The following is a 20881-nucleotide window of genomic DNA, read 5'->3' on the forward strand; positions in this document are numbered from 1 at the left end:
CGGACGCCGGTGACCGGGGAGGGACGACGGCTGATGCTGCAAGTGCTGGGGCTGGAGGACGCGCACGAGTCGGCGTACCGGGCGCTGGTGTCCCTGGGCGCCGCCGACGTGCCCGACCTGGCCCGGCGGCTGGCGCTGGGCGAGCGGGAGACCGAGCGCGCGCTGCGTCTGCTGGAGCAGAACGGACTCGCCGCCCAGTCCTCGGCCCGGCCCGGCCGCTGGGTCGCGGCCCCGCCGGGGGTGGCCCTGGGCGCGCTGCTCACCCAGCGGCGGCACGAACTGGAGAAGGCGGAGCTGGCGGCGGCCCTGCTCGCCGAGGAGTACCGGGCGGCGGCGGCCGAACCGGCGGTGCACGACCTGGTGGAGGTGGTGACCGGCGGCGCGGCGGTCGCCCGGCGCTTCCTCCAGCTCCAGCTCGGGGCGACCGAGGAGGTCTGCGCGCTGGTCACCGGCAACCCGGTCGCCGTCACCGGCATGGAGAACGACGCGGAGGAGCAGGCCACCGGGCGCGGCGTCCGCTACCGGGTGGTCGTCGAGCGGTCGGTGCTGGACCAGCCGACCGGGATCACCGAACTGACCGCCGCGCTGGGCCGCGACGAGCAGGTGCGGGTGGTGGACCGGGTGCCGACGAAGCTGGTGGTCGCCGACCGGGCGCTCGCGCTGGTGCCGCTCACCACGCGCTCCGCGGAGCCGGCCGCGCTGGTGGTGCACGCCAGCGGACTGCTGGAGCTGCTGTCGGGCCTGTTCGAGGAGGTGTGGCGGCAGGCGCTGCCGCTGCGCCTGGGCGCGTCCGGGGTGACCGAGCACGGCCCGGAGGCGCCGGACGGCACCGATCTGGAGATCCTCTCCCTGCTGCTGGCCGGGCTGACCGACGCCAGCGTCGCCAAGCAGCTCGACCTGGGCCTGCGGACCGTGCAGCGCCGGGTGAAGCGCCTGATGGAGCTGACCGGGGTCACCACCCGTCTCCAGCTGGGCTGGCACGCCTACGAACGGAACTGGGTGGCCAGGAAGCCCTGACCCCCGGCCGCCGGCTCCCTCCCGCCCCGACATCTGCGGAGCGGGCCGGACTCCTGCACCCTGGACAGATGGGAGCGTGGGACCTCCTGCTGGCCGGCCTGGTGATACTGCTCGGGCTGTGCGGCGTCCTGCTTCCCGGCGTGCCCGGGTCGTGGCTGGTGTGGGCCGGGGTGCTGTGGTGGGCGCTGAAGGATCCGCGGCCGCTCGCGTGGGCGGTGCTGGTCGGCGCCACCGTGGTCCTGCTGCTGGCCCGGGCGGTGCGCTGGGCGCTGCCGACCCGCAGGCGCCGCCGGGACGAGGCGATGCGCCGGCTCACCGCGTACGGCGGCGCGGGCGCGGTCCTGGGCTTCGTCCTGGTCCCGGTGCTCGGCGCGGTCCCCGGCTTCATGGGCGGCATCTACCTCGCCGAGCGGCTGCGGCTCGGCGGGCACGGCGAGGCGAAGGCGGCGCTGCGCACCGCGATGCGGTCGGGCGGTTCCGACGTCCTGACGGAGCTGTTCGCCTGCCTGCTGATCACCGGGGCGTGGGTGGGCGCGGTGCTGGCCGGGGGCTAGGCCGGCCACGCACGGGGGCGAGCGCACCCAGGGCGGACTAGTGCCGCTCGCGCAGGGCGCCCTCCAGGGTGAGCAGCCGGGTCTTGCGGTCCAGGCCGCCGGCGTAGCCGGTCAGGGCGCCGCCGGCGCCGATCACCCGGTGGCAGGGGCGCAGGATCAGCAGCGGGTTTGCGCCGATCGCGCCGCCGACGGCGCGCACCGCGGGCCGGGAGGCACCGATGCGCGCGGCGATCTCCCCGTACGTGGTGGTCGCGCCGTAGGGGACGTCGTCGAGGGCGGCCCACACCCGTTCCCGGAAGGGGGTGCCCTCGGCGCGCAGCGGCAGCCGGAAGTCCGTCAGCTCCCCGGCGAAGTAGGCGGCGAGCTGCTCCTCGGCCGCCCGGAAGGGCCCGGCGTCGTGCCGCCAGCCGTCCTGGACGGTCCGGCCGCCCTTCTGCCCGGGCACGGACAGGGAGGTGAGCGCGCCGTCCGCGCCCGCCGTCAGGAGCAGCGGGCCGACGGGGCTGTCGGTCTCGGTCCAGTACGTCACGGGGGTGGCGGTGGTGGTCGGGGTCATCGGTCCTGCTCCCAGTCTCCTGCGGCGCGCAGGTGGTTCACGGCGTACGAGCGCCAGGGGCGCCAGCTGTCGGGCACGGTCGGGTCGGGCGGGGCGGTGTCGGGGTCGCCGAGGGCCCGGGTGCGGACGACGGCCGCGGTGCGGGCGTCCATGCCGGGTACGGCGAGGAGGGCGCGCTCGGCGTCGTCGCGGTCGGCGCCGGGGTCCAGGCGAATGGTGCCGTTGGCGAGGGCGGCGGCGAGGGCGCCGACGGGGCCGTCCGGTTCGGCCTCGGCGAGGACCGCCGGTTCGGGGAAGAGGTGGGTGAGGGTGCCGCAGGGGGCGTCGAGGGCCTCGCCGTACCGCTCGACCAGGCGCTCGGCCGCGGCGTGCCCGGCCAGGGCCCGCAGGGCGAGTTCGGCGGGGTCGGCGGTGCCGGGCGAGCGCAGTCCGGGGCGGGCGGCGACCAGGGGGGCGAGGCGCGGGTCGGCGCCGAGGCGTTCGTCGACGGCGTACGGGTCGGCGTCCAGGTCGAACAGCCGCCGCAGCCGCTGCACGGAGGTGGTCAGGTCGCGGAGGTCGGTGAGGTGGAGGCGGGCGTCCAGCCAGCCGCCCCCGCTGCCGCCGCGGGTCTCCCGGTGCTCCTCGACGGCGACGATGCCGGTGCCGTGGGGCAGGCGCAGGGTGCGCCGGTAGCGGCGCCGGCCGGGCGGCCCGGCGACCTCCTCGATGCCGGCGACGGCCTCCCGCTGGAGCAGGTCGAAGACGGGGCCTGCCTGGTAGGGGCCGCGGTGGGCGAGCCGGAGGGGTACGCCGGCGGACGGGGTGGCGGTGCGGGCGGCGGCCCGGTCGGCCGCCGGGGCGGCGGCGCGGACGTCGCTCGGGGTGGCCGCGTAGACGGCGCGGATGGTGTCGTTGAACTGCCGCACGCTGGCGAATCCGGCGGCGAAGGCGATCTCAGTGACGGGCAGTCCGGTGGTCTGGAGCAGGACGCGCGCGGTGTGCGCCCGCTGGGCCCGGGCGAGCGCGACGGGTCCGGCGCCCAGCTCGGCGGTGAGCTGCCGCTGCACCTGCCGGGCGCTGTAGCCGAGGCGGCCGGCGAGTCCGGTGACGCCTTCCCGGTCGACGACGCCGTCCCCGATGAGCCGCATGGCCCGGCCGACGAGGTCGGCGCGGACGTTCCACTCGGCCGAGCCCGGCACGGCGTCGGGGCGGCACCGCCGGCAGGACCGGAACCCCGAGCCCTGCGCGGCGGCGGCCGTCGCGAAGAACCGCACGTTGTGCCGCTTCGGCGTGATGGCCGGGCAGCTGGGCCGGCAGTAGATGCCGGTGGTGCGCACGGCGAAGAAGAACGCGCCGTCGAACCGGGCGTCCCGGCTGCGTACGGCCTCGTACCTGCTGTCTTCGGACCTGCTGTCCTCGGACCTGCTGCCCTCAGGCCTGCTGTCCTCGGACCTGCTGTCCTCGTGCGCTGTGCGCTGTGCTGTCCCGGTCACGCTGTCCAGTCTCCGCCAGTCCGGCGGACCGGGCTGGCGGAAATCGGACACGACGTCCGAGCGGCCGCGGCCGCGGCTGCGGCCGCGCCCGGCGCTACCGGGGCGCGCCGCCGCGCTTGGCCTCCATCGCCGCGCGACCCATGGCGCCCTTGCGCTTCCACTCCTTGCGGATCTCGGCGCGCAGCCGGGCGTCGGTCTTGGCGACGATGCGCTGGTTCTCCCGCAGCAGCTTGCGGTAGCTCTCCAGCCGGCGGACCGGCAGCTCGCCGGAGTCGACGGCGCCGAGGACGGCGCAGCCGGGCTCGCGCTCGTGGGCGCAGTCGTGGAACCGGCAGTCGCGGGCCAGCTCCTCGATCTCGGCGAAGACCTGGCCGACGCCGCTGCCCGCGTCCCAGAGTCCGACGCCCCGCAGCCCGGGGGTGTCGATCAGCACTCCGCCGCCGGGCAGGGCGAGCAGGTTGCGGGTGGTGGTGGTGTGCCGTCCCTTGCCGTCGACGTCCCGGATCCGCTGGACGTCCATGACGTCCTCGCCGAGCAGGGCGTTGGCGAGCGTGGACTTGCCGGCGCCGGACTGGCCGAGCAGCACCGCGGTGCCGCCGCCGACGACGGCGGACAGGACGTCGAGCCCTTCGCCCCGCTCGGCGCTGACGCTGAGCACCGGCACGCCGGGCGCGGTGGTCTCCACGTCCTGGACGAGATACGCCAGGGTCACCGGGTCGGGAACGAGGTCGGCCTTGGTGAGGACCACCACGGGCTGCGCCCCGGACTCCCAGGCGAGGGCGAGGAAGCGCTCGATCCGGGCGAGGTCCAGCTCGGCGGCGAGGGACACGGCGACGATGGCGTGGTCGACGTTGGCGGCGAGGATCTGCCCCTCGGACCGCTTGGAGGAGGTGGACCGGACGAAGGCGGTACGGCGCGGGAGGCAGGTGCGGACGTAGCGCGGGTTGCCGTCGGGTTCGAGGGCGACCCAGTCGCCGGTGCAGACGACCCGCAGGGGGTCGTGCGGGGTGACGAACGCGGTGTCGGCGCGCACGGTCCCGTCGGCGGTGGCGACATCGCACTGGCCCCGGTCGACGCGGACGACCCGGCCGGGCAGCAGCCCTTCGGCGGCGTACGGGGAGAAGGCGCGGGCCCAGTCCTCGTCCCAGCCGTACGCGGCCAGGGCGGAGGAGGCGGAGGTGGAGTGGGACGGGGTGGAAGCGTGGGAAGACAAGGGGTGACCCTTCGAGGGGCGGCCCCGGCTGGTGAAGTTTGCGGTAACGGTGTCAGCCGGCTGCCACGGAGGTGGACGTGATGATGAACTTCCGGATGCGGGCAACGCCCGTCGCAACGACAGCCATCGGTCAACACCTCCCAGGTCACAACCAGCGAGCAGCAGCGGCAGAACAGCCGCGGGAACGAACAGAACTCTAGTGGCCTCTCTCGAAGCTCACCACCGAATTACCGCGCGGGCCTCGGGCGCGACGAGGATGACCGCGGCGGTGACGGCAAGCCGAGTCGGGCGGGTGAGCGGGGAGCGGCCCCGATCATGTCTGAGGCGCCAGGAGATCGACAGCGACCTTCAGCCGACCGAGGTAGAACTCCCGTGATGCGGCCTGATGCTTGACGCCGATCGATGCGCTGATCAGCGTCTGTGCGACCAGGGGTGCCGCGTCTTGTCCTGACTCGACTGCGATTGCGCGCGTGATCAATTCCTCGAAACGTCGTGGCACGGTTTCCACGACCTCTCCGAGAAGGTCGGGATTTCCCTCGATGACCGCCGCGACGTCACGCGTCAGCGGGCCGATGTAGCGACCTGCCCACTGGTCGAATGCTCGGACGAGGCGCTCCGGAAGAGGGCGGTCGGTCTCGCCCAGGATGTGCTCGACCGCTGCGACGTCCCGTTCCAGTGCCTGGGTTACCGCGGCGCGGAACAGCGCCTCCTTCGAGGAGAAGAGAAAGTAGAGCCCGGGCCGGGAGATGTCCGCCGCCCGCGCCACTTCCTCCATCGACGTCTTCCGGTAACCGAATCGCGCGAATGTGACCATCGCGGAGTCCAGAACCAGGGTACGGCGGTCGGTATCGGCGACTGTCGACGGCTGGTGGCCGGCATCGGGACTGCTCATGGAGCGAGCCTACGAGCGGGAATCGAACTATACAAGTCGAGTCTAGTGCGTATAGTCGGTGTCGTGACTCGCGCACTCATCTCCACAGCCTTCACTGCCCGCAGCACCGCGGACGAGGTGCTGCGAGGCGTTGACCTCGCCGGCGTCCGCACGATCGTGACGGGAGCTTCTTCCGGACTCGGGATCGAGACGGCTCGCGCGTTGGCCGCCGCGGGGGCGGAGGTCACGCTCGCCGTCCGGAACACGACGGCAGGTGAGGCCGTCGCTGAGGCGATCGAGAAATCGACCGAAGGGATCCGCCCCCGAGTAGTCCGGCTCGACCTTGCCGACAGGACTTCCGTCACACGTTTGGTCCACGCCTGGAACGGCCCCCTTCACCTACTGATCAACAACGCCGGCGTGGTCACCGGCGGCCTCGAACGGACGCATGACGGCTGGGAGTTGCAGTTCGCGACAAACCACCTTGGCCACTTCGCCCTGGCCACGGGCCTGCATGACGCCCTGGCTCTGGGAGCGGCCGACCGCGACGGAGCGCGAATCGTCTCCGTCAGTTCGACCGCGCATATGCGTTCCGGCATCGACTTCGACGACCTCCACTTCGAACGCCGCGGCTACGACCCGCAGATCGCATACGCCCAGTCGAAGACGGCGAACTCTCTCTTCGCCGTCGAAGCGACCCGCCTCTGGGCGTCGGACGGCATCGTCGTCAACGCGGTGAACCCCGGCGGTATCGCAACCGGCCTGCAGCGGAACTTCACACCGGAACAGAAGGAATCGCTCGCCGCAGCCGAGGCCGCCGGAGTCTTCACCTACAAGACGGTCGAGCAGGGGGCCGCCACCAGCATCGTCGCGGCCGTCACCCCCGAGTTCGCCCGCTCCGGAGGCCACTACCTCGACGATGCGCAAGAGGCCTATACCGTGCCGAACGACGCCGACCTCGCGCAACACCCTCATGGTGTCAAGGAATGGGCACTCGATCCCGCCATCGCGAAGCGCCTCTGGAGTGTCTCGGCCCAGCTACTCCGCGCCTGATCCCTTGAGTTGACACGAAAGCCGACCCCGGAATCCACGTGATCCGGGCAGGAGGCCGAGCAGTACGCCCCGTTACGCCTCTCACGTCCCCCGCGCGGTGAACAGGTCCGCGATCGCGTTCTCGTCCTCACCGGCGATCAGCAGTACCTCATCGCCGGCCCGTAGGCGCGTCGCACCGCTGACAGGCACGATGCGGCCCTCCCGGACAACCATGCTGACCCAGGCGTCCTCGCCGATGGCCAAGCCGTCGACCGTGCTGCTCTCGGCTGGTGACCCTTCCTCGACCAAGTGCCGGGCCACGCCCTCCGGGCGGTCCCGCAGTCGTACCCCCAGCGCCCACGGTTCCAGTTCCACGGACCGCATGGGCACCCGGCACCAGCGGGCGACCGTGGGTACCAGGGAGCCCTGTACGACGACGGAGAAGACCACGACGACGAACACGACGTCGTACAGCCGGTCGGCGTACCCGACGCCGGACTCACGAGGTAGCTGCCGAGGAGAACCGGCACGGCACCCCTTGAGCCCGGTGAAGGCGAGGAACGTCTTCTCCCCACGGCTGAGATCCATGGGCCACAGCAGCGCGGTCAGCACCAACGGCGTCGAGCGACACAAGGTGCTGAATGGGTATCCCCGGCGCTGCAGGCACAAACAGGGCGGCGCGATCTCGACCTACGCAGCGGGGGGAGGCCCCCAGCGTTTCCGGGCCGGGCTGCGCCACGTCCCCTATCGGAGCTTCCTCCACTCGCCGTCGACTGTTCCTCCCTGGTGGCGTACCAGCAGCATCGCGGCGTCGTCGTGCGGCGGCCCGACGGCGTGCTCCGAAAGATCTCGCCGCAGCGCCTCCAAGGCGTCGTGCACATCCGGCTCATGGAGCAGGCAGGCCCGCTGGGCAAGTGGGTAGAAGGCGTCGTTCTCGTCACGTGCCTCGGTGACACCATCGGTGTACAGCAGCAGTTGGTCACCGGGCACGAACGCCACACTGTACGGCTGAGGTCCGTCGGTTCCGTGCATTCCCAGCCCCAAGGGCAGCGCGTAGGACGCGGGTTCCGGGAAGTCGACCGTGCTGTCGGCGCGGACGACCATGGGCGCCGGGTGTCCGAAGTTGAGGAAGACCGCCTCTTCCCTGGTGCGGATCTCCGCCAAGACGGCGGTGACGAACTTTTCGCCCTGCAGTTCCCGGGACAGGCTGCGTTCCAGACGCTCCCCCAACGCGACCAGGTCAGGCTCGTCGTGGGCGGCCTCACGGAACGCGCCGAGCACCACCGCTGCCGTCTCGACCGCGGCCAAGCCCTTGCCCTGCACGTCGCCGACGATCACACGGACACCGTATGGCGAGGCGACGACCTCGTAGAGGTCTCCGCCGATGCGAGCCTCGGCGATGGCCGAGGTGTACGAGACGGCCATCTGCAAGGGGCCCACCGTCAAGGGCACCGGGCGGAGCAGCACACGCTGGGCGGACTCCGCGATCGACCGAACACTGGCCAACTCCGCTTCCCTGCGTCCTCTGAGTACTGCGGCGGCCAAGCCGACCCCGGTGACCCCAGCCACCGACAGGCAGGCGGTAAGACCCCGGCGCCCCTCGAACAGACCGTCGTACAGGCCGAGGGCGACCGTCAGAGCGAGTGCCACCACACCGATCAGGGCGGTACGGCGCCAGTCGCCGATCAGACTGGCGAAGGCGGGCCCCAGCGAAACCAGCGGCAGGAAGCCGACGTCGGGACCCGCGATGACGTCCGCGACCGCTACCACGGCCATCGCCGCCCACGGCGTCCAGGCCAGCACCGCCGAACCGGATGGCTTGTCCACGTTCACGGTGCTCTCCTGCGGTCTCTGGGCATCGAGTGGCCCGGTAGCTGTCTTCACACGCCCTCCCACCTTTAGACTATGCAAAAGTCTTTTCGATTGAGCGACGTCCGCCAAAGCGATACCGCACGTTCGGCAAGCACGCCCGAAGACGGCCTGGCGTGAGTTCGCCCTGCATCGCTCCGGACGGGGACACCCCTCTGGTCGCCGCGCAGGGACAGGCGTGGGACGCCGTGCTTCTCGTGCGCTATCCGAGCCGTGAGGCGTTCATCCGCATGGTCGCCGACCCCGCCCACCGGGAGATCACCTCTCTCAGATCCCGCGCACTCGACGAGGCCGGGCTCCAGCCGACCACCCCGTGGACGCGACGAGTGGGGTGACGCACAGCGGTGCCTGACGCCGCTGCAGAGGTGCCGCACGTGCCGCGACTCCTCACCCCCCTTGACGCTATTTGCATAATGCAAAAGTACGGAAGGGGAAGCAGTGAGCGTCATACACGGTGAGGGACGGGCCAGACACCCGGCATCGGACGTCCGGGGTTCGATGATGGGCCTGGCCATGCTGGTCGGGGCCGGGACGGGGCTGGGCTCGATCGCCTTCCGGTGGTGCATCCAGACCTTCACCCGGCTCTTCTCGGGACACGACGACTACGCGGCGGCACCCGGGAGCAGCAATCCGCACGTCTCCTGGCTGGGCCCCTTCTTCGTGCTCGTGGTGCCGGTCGTCGGCGGACTGCTGTACGGGCCGCTGGTGAACCGGTTCGCCAAGGAGGCACGCGGTCACGGTGTCCCGGAGGTCGTGCTCGCGGTCGCGCAGCGCGGAGGGCGGATAAGTCCCAAGGTCGCCGTGGTCAAGACCCTCGCCTCGGCCCTGACCATCGGCTCGGGTGGGTCGGTGGGCCGCGAGGGACCGATCGTGCAGATCGGCTCCGCGCTCGGGTCGACTCTGGGCCGCCTGACCAGACTGACCGAGGACCGGGTGAAGCTCTTGGTCGCCTGCGGCGCGGCGGGGGGCATCGCAGCGACCTTCAACGCCCCGCTGGCAGGCGTCATCTTCGCGATGGAGCTGATATTGGCCGCCTTCAGCATCGAGGCGTTCGGTGCCACCGTCCTCGCCAGCGTCGTGGCAAGCATCATCGGCCGCGCCGCCTTCGAGGACGTCGCCTTCCTCACCCTGCCGGCCTTTCATGTCCAGCACCTGATCCAGTACGCCCTCTTCGCCGTCCTGGGAGTCCTCGCGGGCGGGGTCGGGGTCGCCTTCACGCGCGTCCTGTACGCGATCGAGGACGCCTGCGACTGGGTCTGGCGCGGGCCGGAGTGGCTGCGTCCGGCGGTGGGCGGGCTGGCTCTCGGCATCGTGCTGCTCGCCTTGCCGGAGATGTACGGCGTCGGCTACCCGGTACTGGAAGGCGCCACCGAGGGCAAGTACGCGATCGGCTTCCTCCTGGTCCTGCTCGCAGGCAAGATGATCGCCACCAGTCTGACCATCGGCATCGGCGGATCGGGCGGAGTGTTCGCACCCAGCCTGTTCATCGGGGCGACGCTGGGCGCGGCCTTCGGTGCCGGCGCGCACACCCTGTTGCCCGGGTCCGCGGGCGCGGCCGGCGCGTACGCTCTGGTCGGCATGGGGGCCGTCTTCGCGGGCGCGTCCCGTGCCCCGATCACGGCCGTGGTGATCCTCTTCGAACTCACCGGCGAGTACTCGATCATCCTGTCCTTGATGCTGGCGATCGTCCTGGCCACCGTCATCAGCCGGATGTTGAGCAGGGACACCGTCTACACCCTCAAACTGCGCCGTCGCGGCATCGATTTGGAGGGCCCGGCGGCAGGCGCGGCCATCGGCGGCGAGGCGGTCGCCAGTGTCATGGAACCGCTGCCGACCCCGGTGGCCGACTCCCTGGAACTGGCTGAAGTCACTCTTCTCCTGAGCCGTTCCGAACACGGAGCTCTGCCGGTCCGCGATCCCGAGGGCGCTTACCTGGGCATCGTCACCGCGCGCGCCGTGACCGAAGCACTGACGGAACAACCCGACGGCGCGCCTTCGACGACGGGCGATCTCGTGGAGATGCCTCACCGCGTAACCGCCGACCAGCAACTCGTACACGCGCTGCAGCCACTGTTGTCGGCCTCCGGCACGGGACTCCCGGTCCTGGACGCCGGAGGGGACGAACCGGTGGGCTGGCTGAGCCATCAAGGCGCCCTGAGATCACTGCATCCGCCTCAGGACACCCCGACTGCCGCGCCTCCACGGTGACAGAGGAGAGGTATTTCCGGGAATCGGCGCACGTTTCCGTGGTGACCGCGGCAGACCCGGCCCATGACCACGGCCCCTGCGGTCCGGACGGCTCATACTTGATATGCGGGGGTCGCCCCGCGGTGATCTGCAATGAGGGGACAGCAAGCCGGTGAGCAGCAGCGACGCCAAGGGGCTGAAGAAGGTCGATGTGCGGCTCAAGTGGGATCCGAGCGCCTGGGACCGGCCGCCTCACCACCTCGACATCATCGCCACGACCTACGCCGTGGACGCGCCGTACGGGCGGCCCGTCTACGTCGTCCAGTTCGACAAGCGATCGCCGGACGGGACCATCAACATGAGCCGGCACAGCCGGACCGGCCAGGGTTTCGGTTTCGTCGAGGAGATGACGTTCGAACTCGACCGCCTGGCAACCTCCTTCGTACGCGTAGTCGTCGGAGTGGCGATCCATCAGGACGACGGACACAAAACCTTCGGCGATGTCTCCAACACCGGGGTGGTCGTCACGGAGGGATACGAGGAACTTCTGACGGACGACTTCCAGCAGGTCTCCGGGGCCACTGCCGCCACGGTGGCGGAGTTCACCCGCAACGCCTCCGGGGCCTGGGAGTTCCACGAAGCGGTGCGAGGCTTCGACAGTGACCCTGTCCTCTTCACCCAAGAGATGGGCAGCCCACCACGGACCTGACCGCGAGACGACGCAAGCGTCACCAGCACCCGATCGGTGACGACCAGCTCATGCTCCGGCCCGGCATGGCGGTCGCCGCTTGCTTGGTCTGCGTGCTTGTCATGGTGCCCTTCTGCGCACGGGTGGGATCGCGAACGTCCCGGGCCACGGATCGGTGACCCTGGCAGAGGCTGCGCCCGGGTTCACATCCTCTCCTTCCAGCCGATCCGTACGAGCCAGGCGTTGACCGGCCAGGCGGTGAAGAAGCCGAGAACCATGGACAACTGCATCAACATCCAGTAAGCGGCACTGGTCTTCGGCAGGCCGGGCGAGAAGATGACCTCCTGGTAGAGCCACATGCCGAGGAAGAGGCCGATCTGAAAGGCGACGATGGACAGGGTGTCGGCCTTCACGGCTGCCCAGACGCCCTTGAGCCGACCGATGTTGCGCATGGGAACGATGGTGAAGTATTGGAAAAGGATGCCCAGGATCCAAGCGAAAGCAAAGTCCAGGGCGAAGTCGGCGTAGAGGGCCTTGCCCGCGAGGGTGAGTGAGGCCGCGTACACGAGCCACTCGGCACCGATGTCTCCGAGAGTGCACCCGGCCCCGCAGTGGCTGACGGCCTTGGACTGCACGTCCCACTGGGGCAGCTTGTCGGAGTCGGGCATGCCCTGTTCCCGGACCACCGGCTTCGAGGTGCGCCGACCGCGCGTGAAGTAGAACCAGAGGGCGACCGGCCCCCAGTACAGGGCGGTGACCGGATACACCAGATTCATGATCCACATCTTCTGGCGGTGGCCACGGAGAACGATGTCGGCCAGGACGACGAGCGCACTGGCGAAGGCAACGGCGAGGCTGAACCAACCCAGCGCTTCGATCCAGTCAGCCGGCTGTACATGACGCTCCATCCGTTCACCCTGCCCGTTCGTCGAGTTTGCCCGTGTTCGGGTGGACAGGTACCCCGGAGTGTGCCGGTCAGCACAGAGACGCTCGTCCGTTCGCGTGGCCCGGATGTCCCATGTCGGAGCGGGTCCCTCTCAGAGGAACCCGCTCGTCGAAGTCGTCCGCCACCACCCGCTTGCGCGATACGCGGGCTCCGGCGCAGCCTCAACGCGCATGGGCCCCGCTCCGCAGAACAGGGAACGGTGTCGTCATTCCCAGCCGAGCGGGGACGGCACGGCGCCGGCATCCGGGGCGGGGGGCTCCGCGCCCGCCTCGTTGAAGGCGGCCAAGGCGTCGATCAGCGCCATCCGCTGCTCTGGTCTCAGACGTTCGACGATGGCGGCGATCTCCGTGCGCCGCCGGGCGGTGACCTCCTCGACCGTACGGCGCCCCTCCGGCGTCAGCCGCAGCAGAGTCTCGCGCCGGTTGTCGGGATTGACCTGGCGGTCCGCCAGTCCGGTGGCGATGAGCCGGTCCACCATACGCATGGCCGTCGAAGGGGCTACGCGGAGGAGATCCGCGAGAGCGACGAGCTTGGTGACTCCACGGGTGGAGAGAACGACCAGCATCCGGAACTGCGGCAGCGTGACCCGGTCCTCGACCGCGGACAGGGACCGGGCAGAGACCGCCACCAGCAGTCGGGAAGCGGTAAGCACCTCCCGCGTGACGACATCGACGTCCTCCATGGCCCCCTCGCGGGACTCGCGCTCCACCATGGATCCTTTCTACCTAGATTTCTTTATTAGACTGTGCAAAATTTTACCTACCGAACGGATCGTCCCTGGGTCTTCCGCCCCGTTGTGGCGGGGAGTGGACACCGCCCACCCTCTGGAAGGCGAGCATGACACCTGACGAAGCGGACCCCGCCAGAGCACGCGTTCCCACCGGCTGGCGTCGGACGGCAGCTCGCGCGCCCATCCTCCTGTTCCGGGCCGGCCTGGGGCCGCTGCTCGGCAGACGGCTACTGCTGTTGCACCATGTGGGCCGGGTCAGCGGAAGCGATCGCCGGGTGGTCCTCGAAGTCGTGGCGTACGAGGCGCCATACCGCTGCTGGACGATCGCCTCCGGCTTCGGACCACGCTCCGACTGGTACCGAAACCTGCGTGCCCAGCCGAAGACGGTTGTGCAGTTCGGCAACCGCCACCACGCCGTCACCGCCCGTTTCCTCACCTCCGACGACGGCGCCGACGTCATGACGGACTACGGCCGACGGCACCCCCGCACCGCCCGTCGCCTATGCGCCTACCTGGGACTTCCCGCCGACGGCACCGAGAGCGCCCTACGCGAAGCCGGGCGCAGGATCCCCTTCGTGCGCCTCGAGACAGACGCCTCTCCGCCGGACGCGCCGCGCCGCCCTTGAGACACCGACACGACGAAATGAGCGACAAGTGCCGAAGCCAACCGCTGATTCGGTGTGGAGACAATTCCTGACGGACAGCGAGCAGGCCATCGCCCGGTCCGCACCGCGAGAGCCATCAGCCCGGGAACGCACTGGGCATCCGGCGGGGAACAGCCATGTCGGCGACGCCTGGTACTGCGACGACCCAGTGGCCGAACCCCCATGGCGCCACCTTGACACCCGAGGGCGAATACATCGCCTCGGGCGCATCCTGGCGGGCGCGGCCGCGCTCGCCGTTCTCCTGGGGCTCTTCTCCTGCCTCCCCAAAGAGCCCGCGGGTCTGCCCACAGGTCCCGAGAGCACCTCGCCGCCCCAGACATCCAGTGCCGTAGTCGAGTCACCGGCCCCGGCGGCGCCGGCCTTGGAGTCGACGGATGCCGCATAGAACGGCGTGCGTGGCCGATCCAGTCCGCCCACCGCAAGGGGTTCGCCAAGGCCCTCGGCAGTGATAGCGACCTGGGGCGCGGGAAGAGTGCCCCCTTGTGTGAGTCGGGTCGCGGATGGCTGGCAGTCACGGCACAGCGACCCAACTCCGGTCGCGGGTGGTGGCAGTCCGGCAGGGATCTCCATTGCGATCGATGTCCCGACCAGGGACACTCGCGCGATGAGCCGCAGCGCATCGCCCGAACCGGTCGAGCGAGGGTGGGACGAGCCCTGGTATCGGGTGCGTATGGAGGGGTTCGAAGCGTCGTTCCTGCCCAGTGACGGCGAGGCCCTGGACGAGGTCTGCAACGTCGATGTCTTGGTGACTCTGAAGGATGGATCTCGTTGGACCGCGACCGTGTTCACCGTCGCGGAAGTCGAGCGCCTGTTGAAACTCTGGGCAGGGACCGACGAGGCGCTTGGCGGCCGGTACTTCTGGGTCTCGGACGGCCTGATCGTCAGGGAACCGGGCATCGACAGCATCACCGACGTGATCGCCGGACTGATCGAGAACGGCGAGTTCTCCGAGACCTTTCAGCCGGTGATCGACGACTGACCGAGATTCGTTGACAGACCTGATCAGGAACATACCCGCATGGGCCAGCACTCCTTGTGGCCCGAGTTCGCCGCCTCCGTACGACGTGCCGCGAGAGCAGTCCCCGAGCACGTCAGCACGACAACGTCCGTCACGCACCGTGCCGACGCCGGGGGACTCAACTCGCGTCCGCTCACACCTCGACGGGCGCGTCCGCCGGGAGGCTGTCCATGAAGGAGCTGACCGAGAAGACCGCGTTGCCGGCGCCGGGCGGGCCGTAGCCGGGGGGCGAGGAGAGACCGAACTCCTCCATCGTCTGCCGGTAGGCCTGGAGCAGCCGGATGTGGTACTCCAGCGGGGCGCCGTCGGGATTGGTCTTGCCCAGCGGGGTGGTGGGCTCGGGGCACCAGGTGGTGAAGCGGGGCGTGATGCCCTGCGACATGAAGAAGCGCAGGCCCTCGGTGGTGGAGGCGATGGCCTCGTCGACCGTCTTGAAGCCGAAGGGCTCGGCCATCTCCACGCCCGCCACGAAGTTGGGGATGACGTTGCGCGCGCCGAAGACGTCGGCGGAGTCGAGGATGCGCCTGTGCCACTCGTCGCGGCCGACGTAGCGCTCCTTGCCGGGGCAGTACATCTTGAACAGGTACTCGTCCCACACCTCGTAGTTGGGGTGGTAGATCTGGACGCCGTAGTCCTTGAAGCGCTGGACGTCGTCCTTGGGCAGCGCCTGGGCGACGACCTTGCCGATCCAGCGGCCGGGGAAGTGCTCCTCGATCGCCTTGGCGTAGCGCCCGTAGAAGTCCGCCTCGTCCAGGCCCTGGACCTTCGACGTGATCGCGCCGCCGGTGAGCGTGTAGGCGGTGGACGTCTTCGCCGTGTCGTAGGTGTTGATGATGTCGAGGGCCTCGAGGACCTCGTCGACGTCCTTCACACCCGTGTAGGGGCGGCCGGCCGCCTTGTGCTGGCGCCAGTTGTGGTTGATGTCGCAGTACTGGCACTCCTCCTTGGCGCCGAAGTACTGGCAGACCCGGAAGGCGGTCAGGTAGATCAGGTAGCCCCACTGGATGGTCGGGGCCACCTCCATGACGGACTTCCCGTTGGAGAGCTTGTGGCGGTAGTACTCGGGCATCGGCGGCACGCCGACGTCGGAGATCCGCCTGCCGTCGAGGTAGAGGCCGAGCTGGCCGTGCTCGTCGGCGGCGACCCGGTAGGGGGAGCCCGGGTTCACGCGCACCGAGACGACGGTGCGGCGCAGGTCGTAGGGGCCGCCGGTGAGGATGATCTCCTCGGGCGGGCGGCGCAGCGCGGCCTCGCCCAGCTCGGGCAGGGTGCCGTGGTCGAAGGAGAAGATGAAGTACGACTTCGGCTTGACCTCGCCGGACTCGTTGTCGCTCAGCGCGGAGGGGTCGAAGGCCACCCCGCCGCGGAGCAGGTCCTCCTTGAAGACGGCTTCCCGCGGTACGTGCGGAAAGCGCTCCATAAGATCCTCGACCAGCGCGGTACGGCTGCCCATCCGTGTCTCCTCCCGGCTCAGGCGTTCGACTTCTCACGGTATGCCCCCGGGCGTGCGGCTTCCCGCGCGGGGGCCCCTCCAGGCGCGCCGGGTAGGTTTCCGCGGTATGAGCGACGTCACGGTGACCAACTGGGCCGGCAACATCACCTACACGGCCGAGGAGCTGCTCCGGCCGCGTTCGCCCCGGGCGCTGGGGGCCCTGGTGGCGGGCAGTGCGCGGCTGCGGGTGCTGGGCAGCGGGCACTCCTTCAACGAGATCGCGCAGCCCGGTGCCGGGGGCGTCCTGCTGTCGCTGGCCGACCTGCCGTCGGTGGTGGACGTCGACACGGCGGCCCGCACGGTGCGGGTGGGCGGCGGCGTCCGGTACGCCGAGCTGGCCCGGCGGGTGCACGCGCGGGGGCTGGCGCTGCCGAACCTGGCGTCGCTGCCGCACATCTCGGTGGCCGGCTCGGTGGCGACCGGCACGCACGGTTCCGGGGTGGGCAACGGCTCGCTGGCGTCGGCGGTGCGCGAGGTGGAGCTGATCACGGCGGACGGCTCGGCGCTGACGCTCGCGCGGGGCGACGGGCGCTTCGGCGGGGCGGTGACCTCGCTCGGCGCACTCGGCGTCGTGACCTCGCTCACCCTCGGCCTGGAACCGGCCTACGAGGTCGAGCAGCACGTCTTCACGGAGATGCCGCTCGCGGGTCTGGACACGGCGACGTTCGAGGCGGTGATGGCGTCGGCGTACAGCGTGAGCCTGTTCACCGACTGGCGGGCGCCGGGCTTCCGGCAGGTGTGGCTGAAGCGGCGCACGGACCAGCCGCTGCCGGAGTTCCCGTACGCGAAGCCCGCCGTCGACAGGATGCACCCGGTGCCGGGCATGCCCGCGGTGAACTGCACCGAGCAGTCCGGTGTGCCGGGGCCCTGGCACGAGCGGCTGCCGCACTTCCGCGCGGACTTCGTGCCCAGCAGCGGCGCCGAGCTGCAGTCGGAGTACCTGATGCCGCGCGAGCACGCCCTGGCCGCCCTGCACGCGATGGACGCGATCCGGGAGGTCGTCGCGCCGGTGCTCCAGACCTGCGAGATACGCACGGTCGCCGCGGACGCGCAGTGGCTGAGCCCGTCCTACGGCCGGGACACGGTGGCGGCGCACTTCACCTGGGTCGAGGACACGGCGGCGGTGCTGCCGGTGGTGCGCGAGCTGGAGCGCGCCCTGGCCCCCTTCGCGCCCCGCCCGCACTGGGGCAAGGTCTTCACCACCCCCTCCGCCGCACTCCGCGCGCTCTACCCGCGACTGGACGACTTCCGGTCCCTGGCCCGGGCGCTGGACCCGGCGGGGAAGTTCGGCAACGGGTTCGTGCGGGGGGTGCTGGGTGAGTGACCGGGCGGCAGGACGCGTGCCAGCAGGAGGGTGACGTCGTCGTCGGGTACCTCCGCCGGCAGTGAGCCGATCACGGCGCGGGCGAGGTCATCCAGCGACTCCTCCCGCCGTCCCAGGATCTCGCGCACCCTCCGCATGCCCTTGTCGATGTCCTCGTAGCGCTCCTCGACCAGCCCGTCGCTGTACAGCGCGAGCAGGCTTCCGGGAGCCACCTCGGACTCGGCGGTCTCGTACGGCGCGAGCCCCACCCCGAGCGGGGTGCCCTGCGGCACGTCGAGAAAGGAGGCGCCGCCCCCGGGCCGCACCACGGCGGGCGGCGGGTGTCCGGCGGAGGCCACCGAGCAGGTCCGCGTGGCGGGGTCGTAGACGGCGTACACGCACGTGGCCCCCATGGACGGGACGGCATCCCCGGCTGCCTCGTCGTCCTCCACCAGCCGGATGAACGTACGGTCCAGCCTGGTCAGCAGTTCTCCCGGGGGCAGGTCGAAGTCGGCGAGCGTACGTACGGCCGTGCGCAGCCGGCCCATGGTGGCGGCGGCGTCGATGCCGTGTCCGACGACGTCGCCGACGACGAGGGCCAGGCGGCCCCGCGGCAGGGTGATGACGTCGAACCAGTCCCCGCCGACGCTGCCCCGGCCGTCGGCCGGCAGATAGCGCGCCACCACGTCCATGGCCGATCCGCCGTCCACGTGGCGCGGCAGCAGGCTGTGCTGGAGGGCCAGGGCGGTCGTCCGCTCGCGGGTGTAGCGGCGGGCGTTGTCCAGGCTCAGCGCGGCCCTGGCGACCAGTTCCTCGGCCAGCAGCTGATCGCGCTCGTTGAACGGGGCCGGGTTCTCGGTCCGCACGAAGACCGCCACACCCAGCAGGATCCCGCGGGCCAGGACCGGGAGGATCAGCAGGGAGTGCATGCCGAACTCGATGATCTTCCGGGCGCGGGCGGGGTCGTTGTCCAGCCACGCGTCGGAGGCGGGGTCGAGCGTCGGCTCCAGCAGGGGCCGGCCCGAGGACAGCACCTGGAGGAAGGGGGAGGGCCGAGGGACGTAGACGACGTCACCGGTGGTCCACAGGGACTCCGGGGCCCCGGGGTGGATCGATGCCCTGCCCGCGCGCCGGAAGGTGGGGACGCGCCCCTCGGACAGCCCGTACCGGTCCAGCGGCTCCTCGCCGAGCCGGGCCGCCTCGGTCAGGTCGACGGTGACGTAGTCGGCGAACAGGGGCACGGTGAAGTCGGCCAGCTCCTGCGCGGTGCGCATGACGTCCAGCGTGGTGCCGATCCGGGCGCCGGCCTCGCTCACCACGGCGAGGCGGTCTCCGGCCCAGGGCGACTTCTCCTCGACGACGAGACACACGCCCAGCGTGCGGCCCGCCGCGTCGCGCAGGTGCAGAAACGAGGCCGACAGCGCTCTGTCGCGGCCGGTTCCGGCGGCCGGTACCCGGTATTCGAGGCCGGTCACGTTCTCCCCGGTGGACAGTACGCGCCGCATGACCGCCGCCGGCTCGGAGGCGTCACCCGCCAGGGCCTCCTGGGGCGGGCGGCCCAGCCGTCGGGCGCGCGGGATGCCGTCGTAGCGCTCGAGGGCGTCGTTCACCCAGGTGCATCTCAGGTCGGTGTCCCAGGTGGCGATGGCCGCGTCCGACCGGGTGAGGAGGGAGCGGAGCGCCGCTGCCGCGCCTTCTCCCGCTCCCGCCACCACGGAGTCGACGGCGGTCGCGAGCGCGGTGCGGTCTTCAGGACTCATGGCGCATCGTCCCCGTGACGTGAGGCTCGTTGTGCTGCTGGACGAGGCCCCCCTATCGCATAAGAAGGGCGGCGGGGCCCGTCGTATTCCCGGTACCGCCGAGGCCCGCCGTATTCCCGGTACGGGTCAGGCCCGCCCCGCCCGCCGGATCGGGGTGAGCAGGGCCGTGCCGGCGATGAGGACGCAGCAGGCGCCCGCCGTGAGGGCGACCGGGGTGGTGCCGTGGTGCTCCGCCGCCCAGGTGAGGACGGCCGCGCCGATGGGGGCCACCGAGTACTGGAGGGTCCAGAAGGCGGAGGTGACCCGGCCGAGCAGGTGCTCCGGGGTCACCTCCTGGCGCAGGGACATCGAGCAGGTGCCCGCCATGCCGACGCAGGCGAGGAACGCGGCGCTCAGGAGGGCGACGGCGGGCACCTCGCTCACCCGGCCGAGGCCGGCGAAGGCCAGGCCGCACACCGCGACCGCTCCGGTCCAGGTCGGGCCGAAGCCGAGCAGGCGCCGGGCGCGGGCCACCAGCAGGGCGCCCGTGATGGTGCCGAGCGCACCGACCGCCATGACGGTGCCGACGGTGCCGTCGTCGCGGCCCAGGTCGTGCTTGAGGTGGTAGATGACCAGGTCGTTCAGGCCGAGGGTGAGGAAGCTGAAGCCGCACAGCAGCACGGTGAGCGAGCGCAGCACGGGGTGCCCGTACAGGAACACGACCCCGGTGCGCAGGTCCTGCCACAGTCCCGGCCGCTTCCCCGAGGCGGGGGCGTCGTCGGCGGGGCGGGAGCGGAAGCGGACGAGGGCGACGCAGGCGGCCGAGACGCCGAAGCTGGCCGCGTCGACGCCGATGGCGGTGGCCGGGCCCGACCAGGCGGCCACCACTCCGGCGCACAGCGGTCCCAGTACGCCGGCCGCGGCGGCGGTGGCGTTGAGGCGCCCGTTGGCCTCGGTGAGCTGCTCCGTGCCGACCAGGGAGCGCACGACGGTGACGTAGCCGACGGCGAACAGCATGCCCACGGCCTCGCACAGCGGCAGGACGACGTAGAGCAGCCAGATCTGCGGGCCGAACAGCCAGACCACCGGGACCAGTCCGTACACGGCCATGCGCGCCAGGTCGCAGCCGATGAGCAGCTTGCGGCGGTCGACGCGGTCGACCACGGCACCGGCGAACACGGCAGCGAGGACCGCGGCGGCGCCGCCCACGGCGGTGAGCAGGCCCATCCGGGCGATCGAGCCGGTGGCCTCGAGGACCAGCAGGGGCAACGCGATCAGGGCGAAGGAGTCGCCGAGCACGGAGAGGGTCTGCGCGGCCCAGAAGACGCCGAAGTCCCGTTGCCGCCACAGGGGCCGGGGGTCCTCGGGGGCGCGTCCGGCGGCCCGCCCGGCGTCGTGTGCCTCCTGGGTCATCCCGGGGTCGCCGTCGGCTGTCGCATACCGGTCGTCTCCCCCTGCTCGCCCTCCGCGGTCGGCGACACCCTACGGACCGGGAGGCGTCCGGCGCAGCCTGGTTTACGGGCGCT

General features: G+C 71.1%; 20 protein-coding genes. 9 read left to right on the forward strand and 11 right to left on the reverse strand.

Annotated elements, in window-relative coordinates:
- Positions 1 to 33: 33 nt before the first annotated feature.
- Together IE108_RS15935 and IE108_RS15940 are read left to right on the forward strand one after the other, a co-directional pair.
- A complete protein-coding gene (locus tag IE108_RS15935; protein ID WP_064730451.1) occupies positions 34 to 1017 on the forward strand; it encodes a TrmB family transcriptional regulator in 984 nt (327 codons plus the stop codon).
- A gap of 68 nt (positions 1018 to 1085) precedes the next feature.
- Entirely contained in the window at positions 1086 to 1571 is a 486-nt protein-coding gene (locus IE108_RS15940) for a DUF456 domain-containing protein (RefSeq protein WP_064730450.1), read from the forward strand.
- 37 nt (positions 1572 to 1608) lie between these two features.
- Here the strand turns inward: IE108_RS15940 and IE108_RS15945 are convergent, their stop codons facing one another.
- From IE108_RS15945 to IE108_RS15960, 4 genes are all read right to left on the reverse strand, one after another.
- A complete protein-coding gene (locus IE108_RS15945; protein WP_064730449.1) occupies positions 1609 to 2127 on the reverse strand; it encodes a methylated-DNA--[protein]-cysteine S-methyltransferase in 519 nt (172 codons plus the stop codon).
- On the reverse strand, positions 2124 to 3602 hold the full coding sequence (locus IE108_RS15950; RefSeq protein ID WP_064730448.1) for a bifunctional transcriptional activator/DNA repair enzyme AdaA: 1479 nt from the start codon (positions 3600 to 3602) through the stop codon (positions 2124 to 2126). Before IE108_RS15950 ends, IE108_RS15945 begins: the two co-directional genes overlap by 4 nt.
- Positions 3603 to 3696: 94 nt before the next feature.
- Positions 3697 to 4815, reverse strand: coding sequence for a ribosome small subunit-dependent GTPase A (rsgA, locus tag IE108_RS15955; protein WP_064730447.1), 1119 nt, complete (start codon positions 4813 to 4815; stop codon positions 3697 to 3699).
- A 313-nt stretch (positions 4816 to 5128) separates the two neighbouring features.
- Complete coding sequence (locus IE108_RS15960; protein WP_064730446.1) at positions 5129 to 5707, reverse strand: TetR/AcrR family transcriptional regulator; 579 nt, start codon at positions 5705 to 5707, stop codon at positions 5129 to 5131.
- 63 nt (positions 5708 to 5770) lie between these two features.
- On the opposite strand from IE108_RS15960, the gene IE108_RS15965 reads away from it, so the two are divergent.
- Positions 5771 to 6739 carry an SDR family NAD(P)-dependent oxidoreductase gene (locus tag IE108_RS15965; RefSeq protein WP_229851853.1) on the forward strand — a complete coding sequence of 323 codons (969 nt, stop codon included), beginning with the start codon at positions 5771 to 5773 and terminating at the stop codon, positions 6737 to 6739.
- A gap of 81 nt (positions 6740 to 6820) precedes the next feature.
- Here the strand turns inward: IE108_RS15965 and IE108_RS15970 are convergent, their stop codons facing one another.
- A complete protein-coding gene (locus IE108_RS15970; RefSeq protein ID WP_159394634.1) occupies positions 6821 to 7306 on the reverse strand; it encodes a TrkA C-terminal domain-containing protein in 486 nt (161 codons plus the stop codon).
- Between the two features lie 156 nt (positions 7307 to 7462).
- Positions 7463 to 8551 carry a PP2C family protein-serine/threonine phosphatase gene (locus tag IE108_RS15975; protein ID WP_064730444.1) on the reverse strand — a complete coding sequence of 363 codons (1089 nt, stop codon included), beginning with the start codon at positions 8549 to 8551 and terminating at the stop codon, positions 7463 to 7465.
- A 152-nt stretch (positions 8552 to 8703) separates the two neighbouring features.
- On the opposite strand from IE108_RS15975, the gene IE108_RS15980 reads away from it, so the two are divergent.
- From IE108_RS15980 to IE108_RS15990, 3 genes are all read left to right on the forward strand, one after another.
- Entirely contained in the window at positions 8704 to 8922 is a 219-nt protein-coding gene (locus tag IE108_RS15980; RefSeq protein WP_203237563.1) for a DUF1330 domain-containing protein, read from the forward strand.
- Positions 8923 to 9088: 166 nt separating this feature from the next.
- Complete coding sequence (locus tag IE108_RS15985) at positions 9089 to 10795, forward strand: chloride channel protein (protein WP_064732027.1); 1707 nt, start codon at positions 9089 to 9091, stop codon at positions 10793 to 10795.
- Positions 10796 to 10946: 151 nt separating this feature from the next.
- On the forward strand, positions 10947 to 11483 hold the full coding sequence (locus IE108_RS15990) for a TerD family protein (RefSeq protein WP_064730443.1): 537 nt from the start codon (positions 10947 to 10949) through the stop codon (positions 11481 to 11483).
- Positions 11484 to 11665: 182 nt separating this feature from the next.
- Here IE108_RS15990 and IE108_RS15995 read toward each other — a convergent pair whose 3' ends face one another.
- Both IE108_RS15995 and IE108_RS16000 read right to left on the reverse strand, forming a co-directional pair.
- Positions 11666 to 12370, reverse strand: a complete 705-nt coding sequence (locus tag IE108_RS15995) for a DUF4396 domain-containing protein (RefSeq protein WP_064730442.1) — start codon at positions 12368 to 12370, stop codon at positions 11666 to 11668.
- A 243-nt stretch (positions 12371 to 12613) separates the two neighbouring features.
- A complete protein-coding gene (locus IE108_RS16000; RefSeq protein WP_064730441.1) occupies positions 12614 to 13120 on the reverse strand; it encodes a MarR family winged helix-turn-helix transcriptional regulator in 507 nt (168 codons plus the stop codon).
- A gap of 125 nt (positions 13121 to 13245) precedes the next feature.
- Here IE108_RS16000 and IE108_RS16005 point away from each other — a divergent pair, with 125 nt between their 5' ends.
- Both IE108_RS16005 and IE108_RS16010 read left to right on the forward strand, forming a co-directional pair.
- On the forward strand, positions 13246 to 13764 hold the full coding sequence (locus IE108_RS16005) for a nitroreductase family deazaflavin-dependent oxidoreductase (protein ID WP_064730440.1): 519 nt from the start codon (positions 13246 to 13248) through the stop codon (positions 13762 to 13764).
- A gap of 643 nt (positions 13765 to 14407) precedes the next feature.
- On the forward strand, positions 14408 to 14782 hold the full coding sequence (locus IE108_RS16010; protein WP_064730439.1) for a hypothetical protein: 375 nt from the start codon (positions 14408 to 14410) through the stop codon (positions 14780 to 14782).
- Positions 14783 to 14954: 172 nt separating this feature from the next.
- On the opposite strand, the gene IE108_RS16015 is transcribed toward IE108_RS16010, so the two are convergent.
- Positions 14955 to 16274, reverse strand: a complete 1320-nt coding sequence (locus tag IE108_RS16015; RefSeq protein WP_064730438.1) for a radical SAM protein — start codon at positions 16272 to 16274, stop codon at positions 14955 to 14957.
- Between the two features lie 106 nt (positions 16275 to 16380).
- Between IE108_RS16015 and IE108_RS16020 the strand changes: the two genes are divergently transcribed.
- Complete coding sequence (locus IE108_RS16020) at positions 16381 to 17637, forward strand: FAD-binding protein (protein WP_064730437.1); 1257 nt, start codon at positions 16381 to 16383, stop codon at positions 17635 to 17637.
- Here the strand turns inward: IE108_RS16020 and IE108_RS16025 are convergent.
- Together IE108_RS16025 and IE108_RS16030 are read right to left on the reverse strand one after the other, a co-directional pair.
- On the reverse strand, positions 17541 to 19376 hold the full coding sequence (locus IE108_RS16025; RefSeq protein ID WP_229851867.1) for a SpoIIE family protein phosphatase: 1836 nt from the start codon (positions 19374 to 19376) through the stop codon (positions 17541 to 17543). The genes IE108_RS16020 and IE108_RS16025 overlap by 97 nt on opposite strands.
- Before the next feature lie 126 nt (positions 19377 to 19502).
- Positions 19503 to 20768: an MFS transporter gene (locus IE108_RS16030; RefSeq protein WP_064730436.1), complete on the reverse strand. Its 1266-nt coding sequence runs from the start codon at positions 20766 to 20768 to the stop codon at positions 19503 to 19505.
- Positions 20769 to 20881: the final 113 nt, after the last annotated feature.

The sequence above is a fragment of the Streptomyces parvulus genome (assembly GCF_014648855.1).
Taxonomy (GTDB): domain Bacteria; phylum Actinomycetota; class Actinomycetes; order Streptomycetales; family Streptomycetaceae; genus Streptomyces; species Streptomyces parvulus.

Bases quoted from the DNA above. Each gene is read 5' to 3' on its own strand.
- IE108_RS15995 (WP_064730442.1), bottom strand. From the start codon at position 12,370: ATGGAGCGTCATGTACAGCCGGCTGACTGGATCGAAGCGCTGGGTTGG.
- IE108_RS16025 (WP_229851867.1), bottom strand. From the start codon at position 19,376: ATGAGTCCTGAAGACCGCACCGCGCTCGCGACCGCCGTCGACTCCGTG.
- IE108_RS15940 (WP_064730450.1), top strand. From the start codon at position 1,086: ATGGGAGCGTGGGACCTCCTGCTGGCCGGCCTGGTGATACTGCTCGGG.
- IE108_RS15945 (WP_064730449.1), bottom strand. From the start codon at position 2,127: ATGACCCCGACCACCACCGCCACCCCCGTGACGTACTGGACCGAGACC.
- IE108_RS15960 (WP_064730446.1), bottom strand. From the start codon at position 5,707: ATGAGCAGTCCCGATGCCGGCCACCAGCCGTCGACAGTCGCCGATACC.
- IE108_RS16010 (WP_064730439.1), top strand. From the start codon at position 14,408: ATGAGCCGCAGCGCATCGCCCGAACCGGTCGAGCGAGGGTGGGACGAG.
- IE108_RS15935 (WP_064730451.1), top strand. From the start codon at position 34: ATGCTGCAAGTGCTGGGGCTGGAGGACGCGCACGAGTCGGCGTACCGG.
- IE108_RS16020 (WP_064730437.1), top strand. From the start codon at position 16,381: ATGAGCGACGTCACGGTGACCAACTGGGCCGGCAACATCACCTACACG.
- IE108_RS15970 (WP_159394634.1), bottom strand. From the start codon at position 7,306: ATGGATCTCAGCCGTGGGGAGAAGACGTTCCTCGCCTTCACCGGGCTC.
- IE108_RS16005 (WP_064730440.1), top strand. From the start codon at position 13,246: ATGACACCTGACGAAGCGGACCCCGCCAGAGCACGCGTTCCCACCGGC.
- IE108_RS16030 (WP_064730436.1), bottom strand. From the start codon at position 20,768: ATGACCCAGGAGGCACACGACGCCGGGCGGGCCGCCGGACGCGCCCCC.
- IE108_RS15985 (WP_064732027.1), top strand. From the start codon at position 9,089: ATGGGCCTGGCCATGCTGGTCGGGGCCGGGACGGGGCTGGGCTCGATC.
- IE108_RS16000 (WP_064730441.1), bottom strand. From the start codon at position 13,120: ATGGTGGAGCGCGAGTCCCGCGAGGGGGCCATGGAGGACGTCGATGTC.
- IE108_RS16015 (WP_064730438.1), bottom strand. From the start codon at position 16,274: ATGGGCAGCCGTACCGCGCTGGTCGAGGATCTTATGGAGCGCTTTCCG.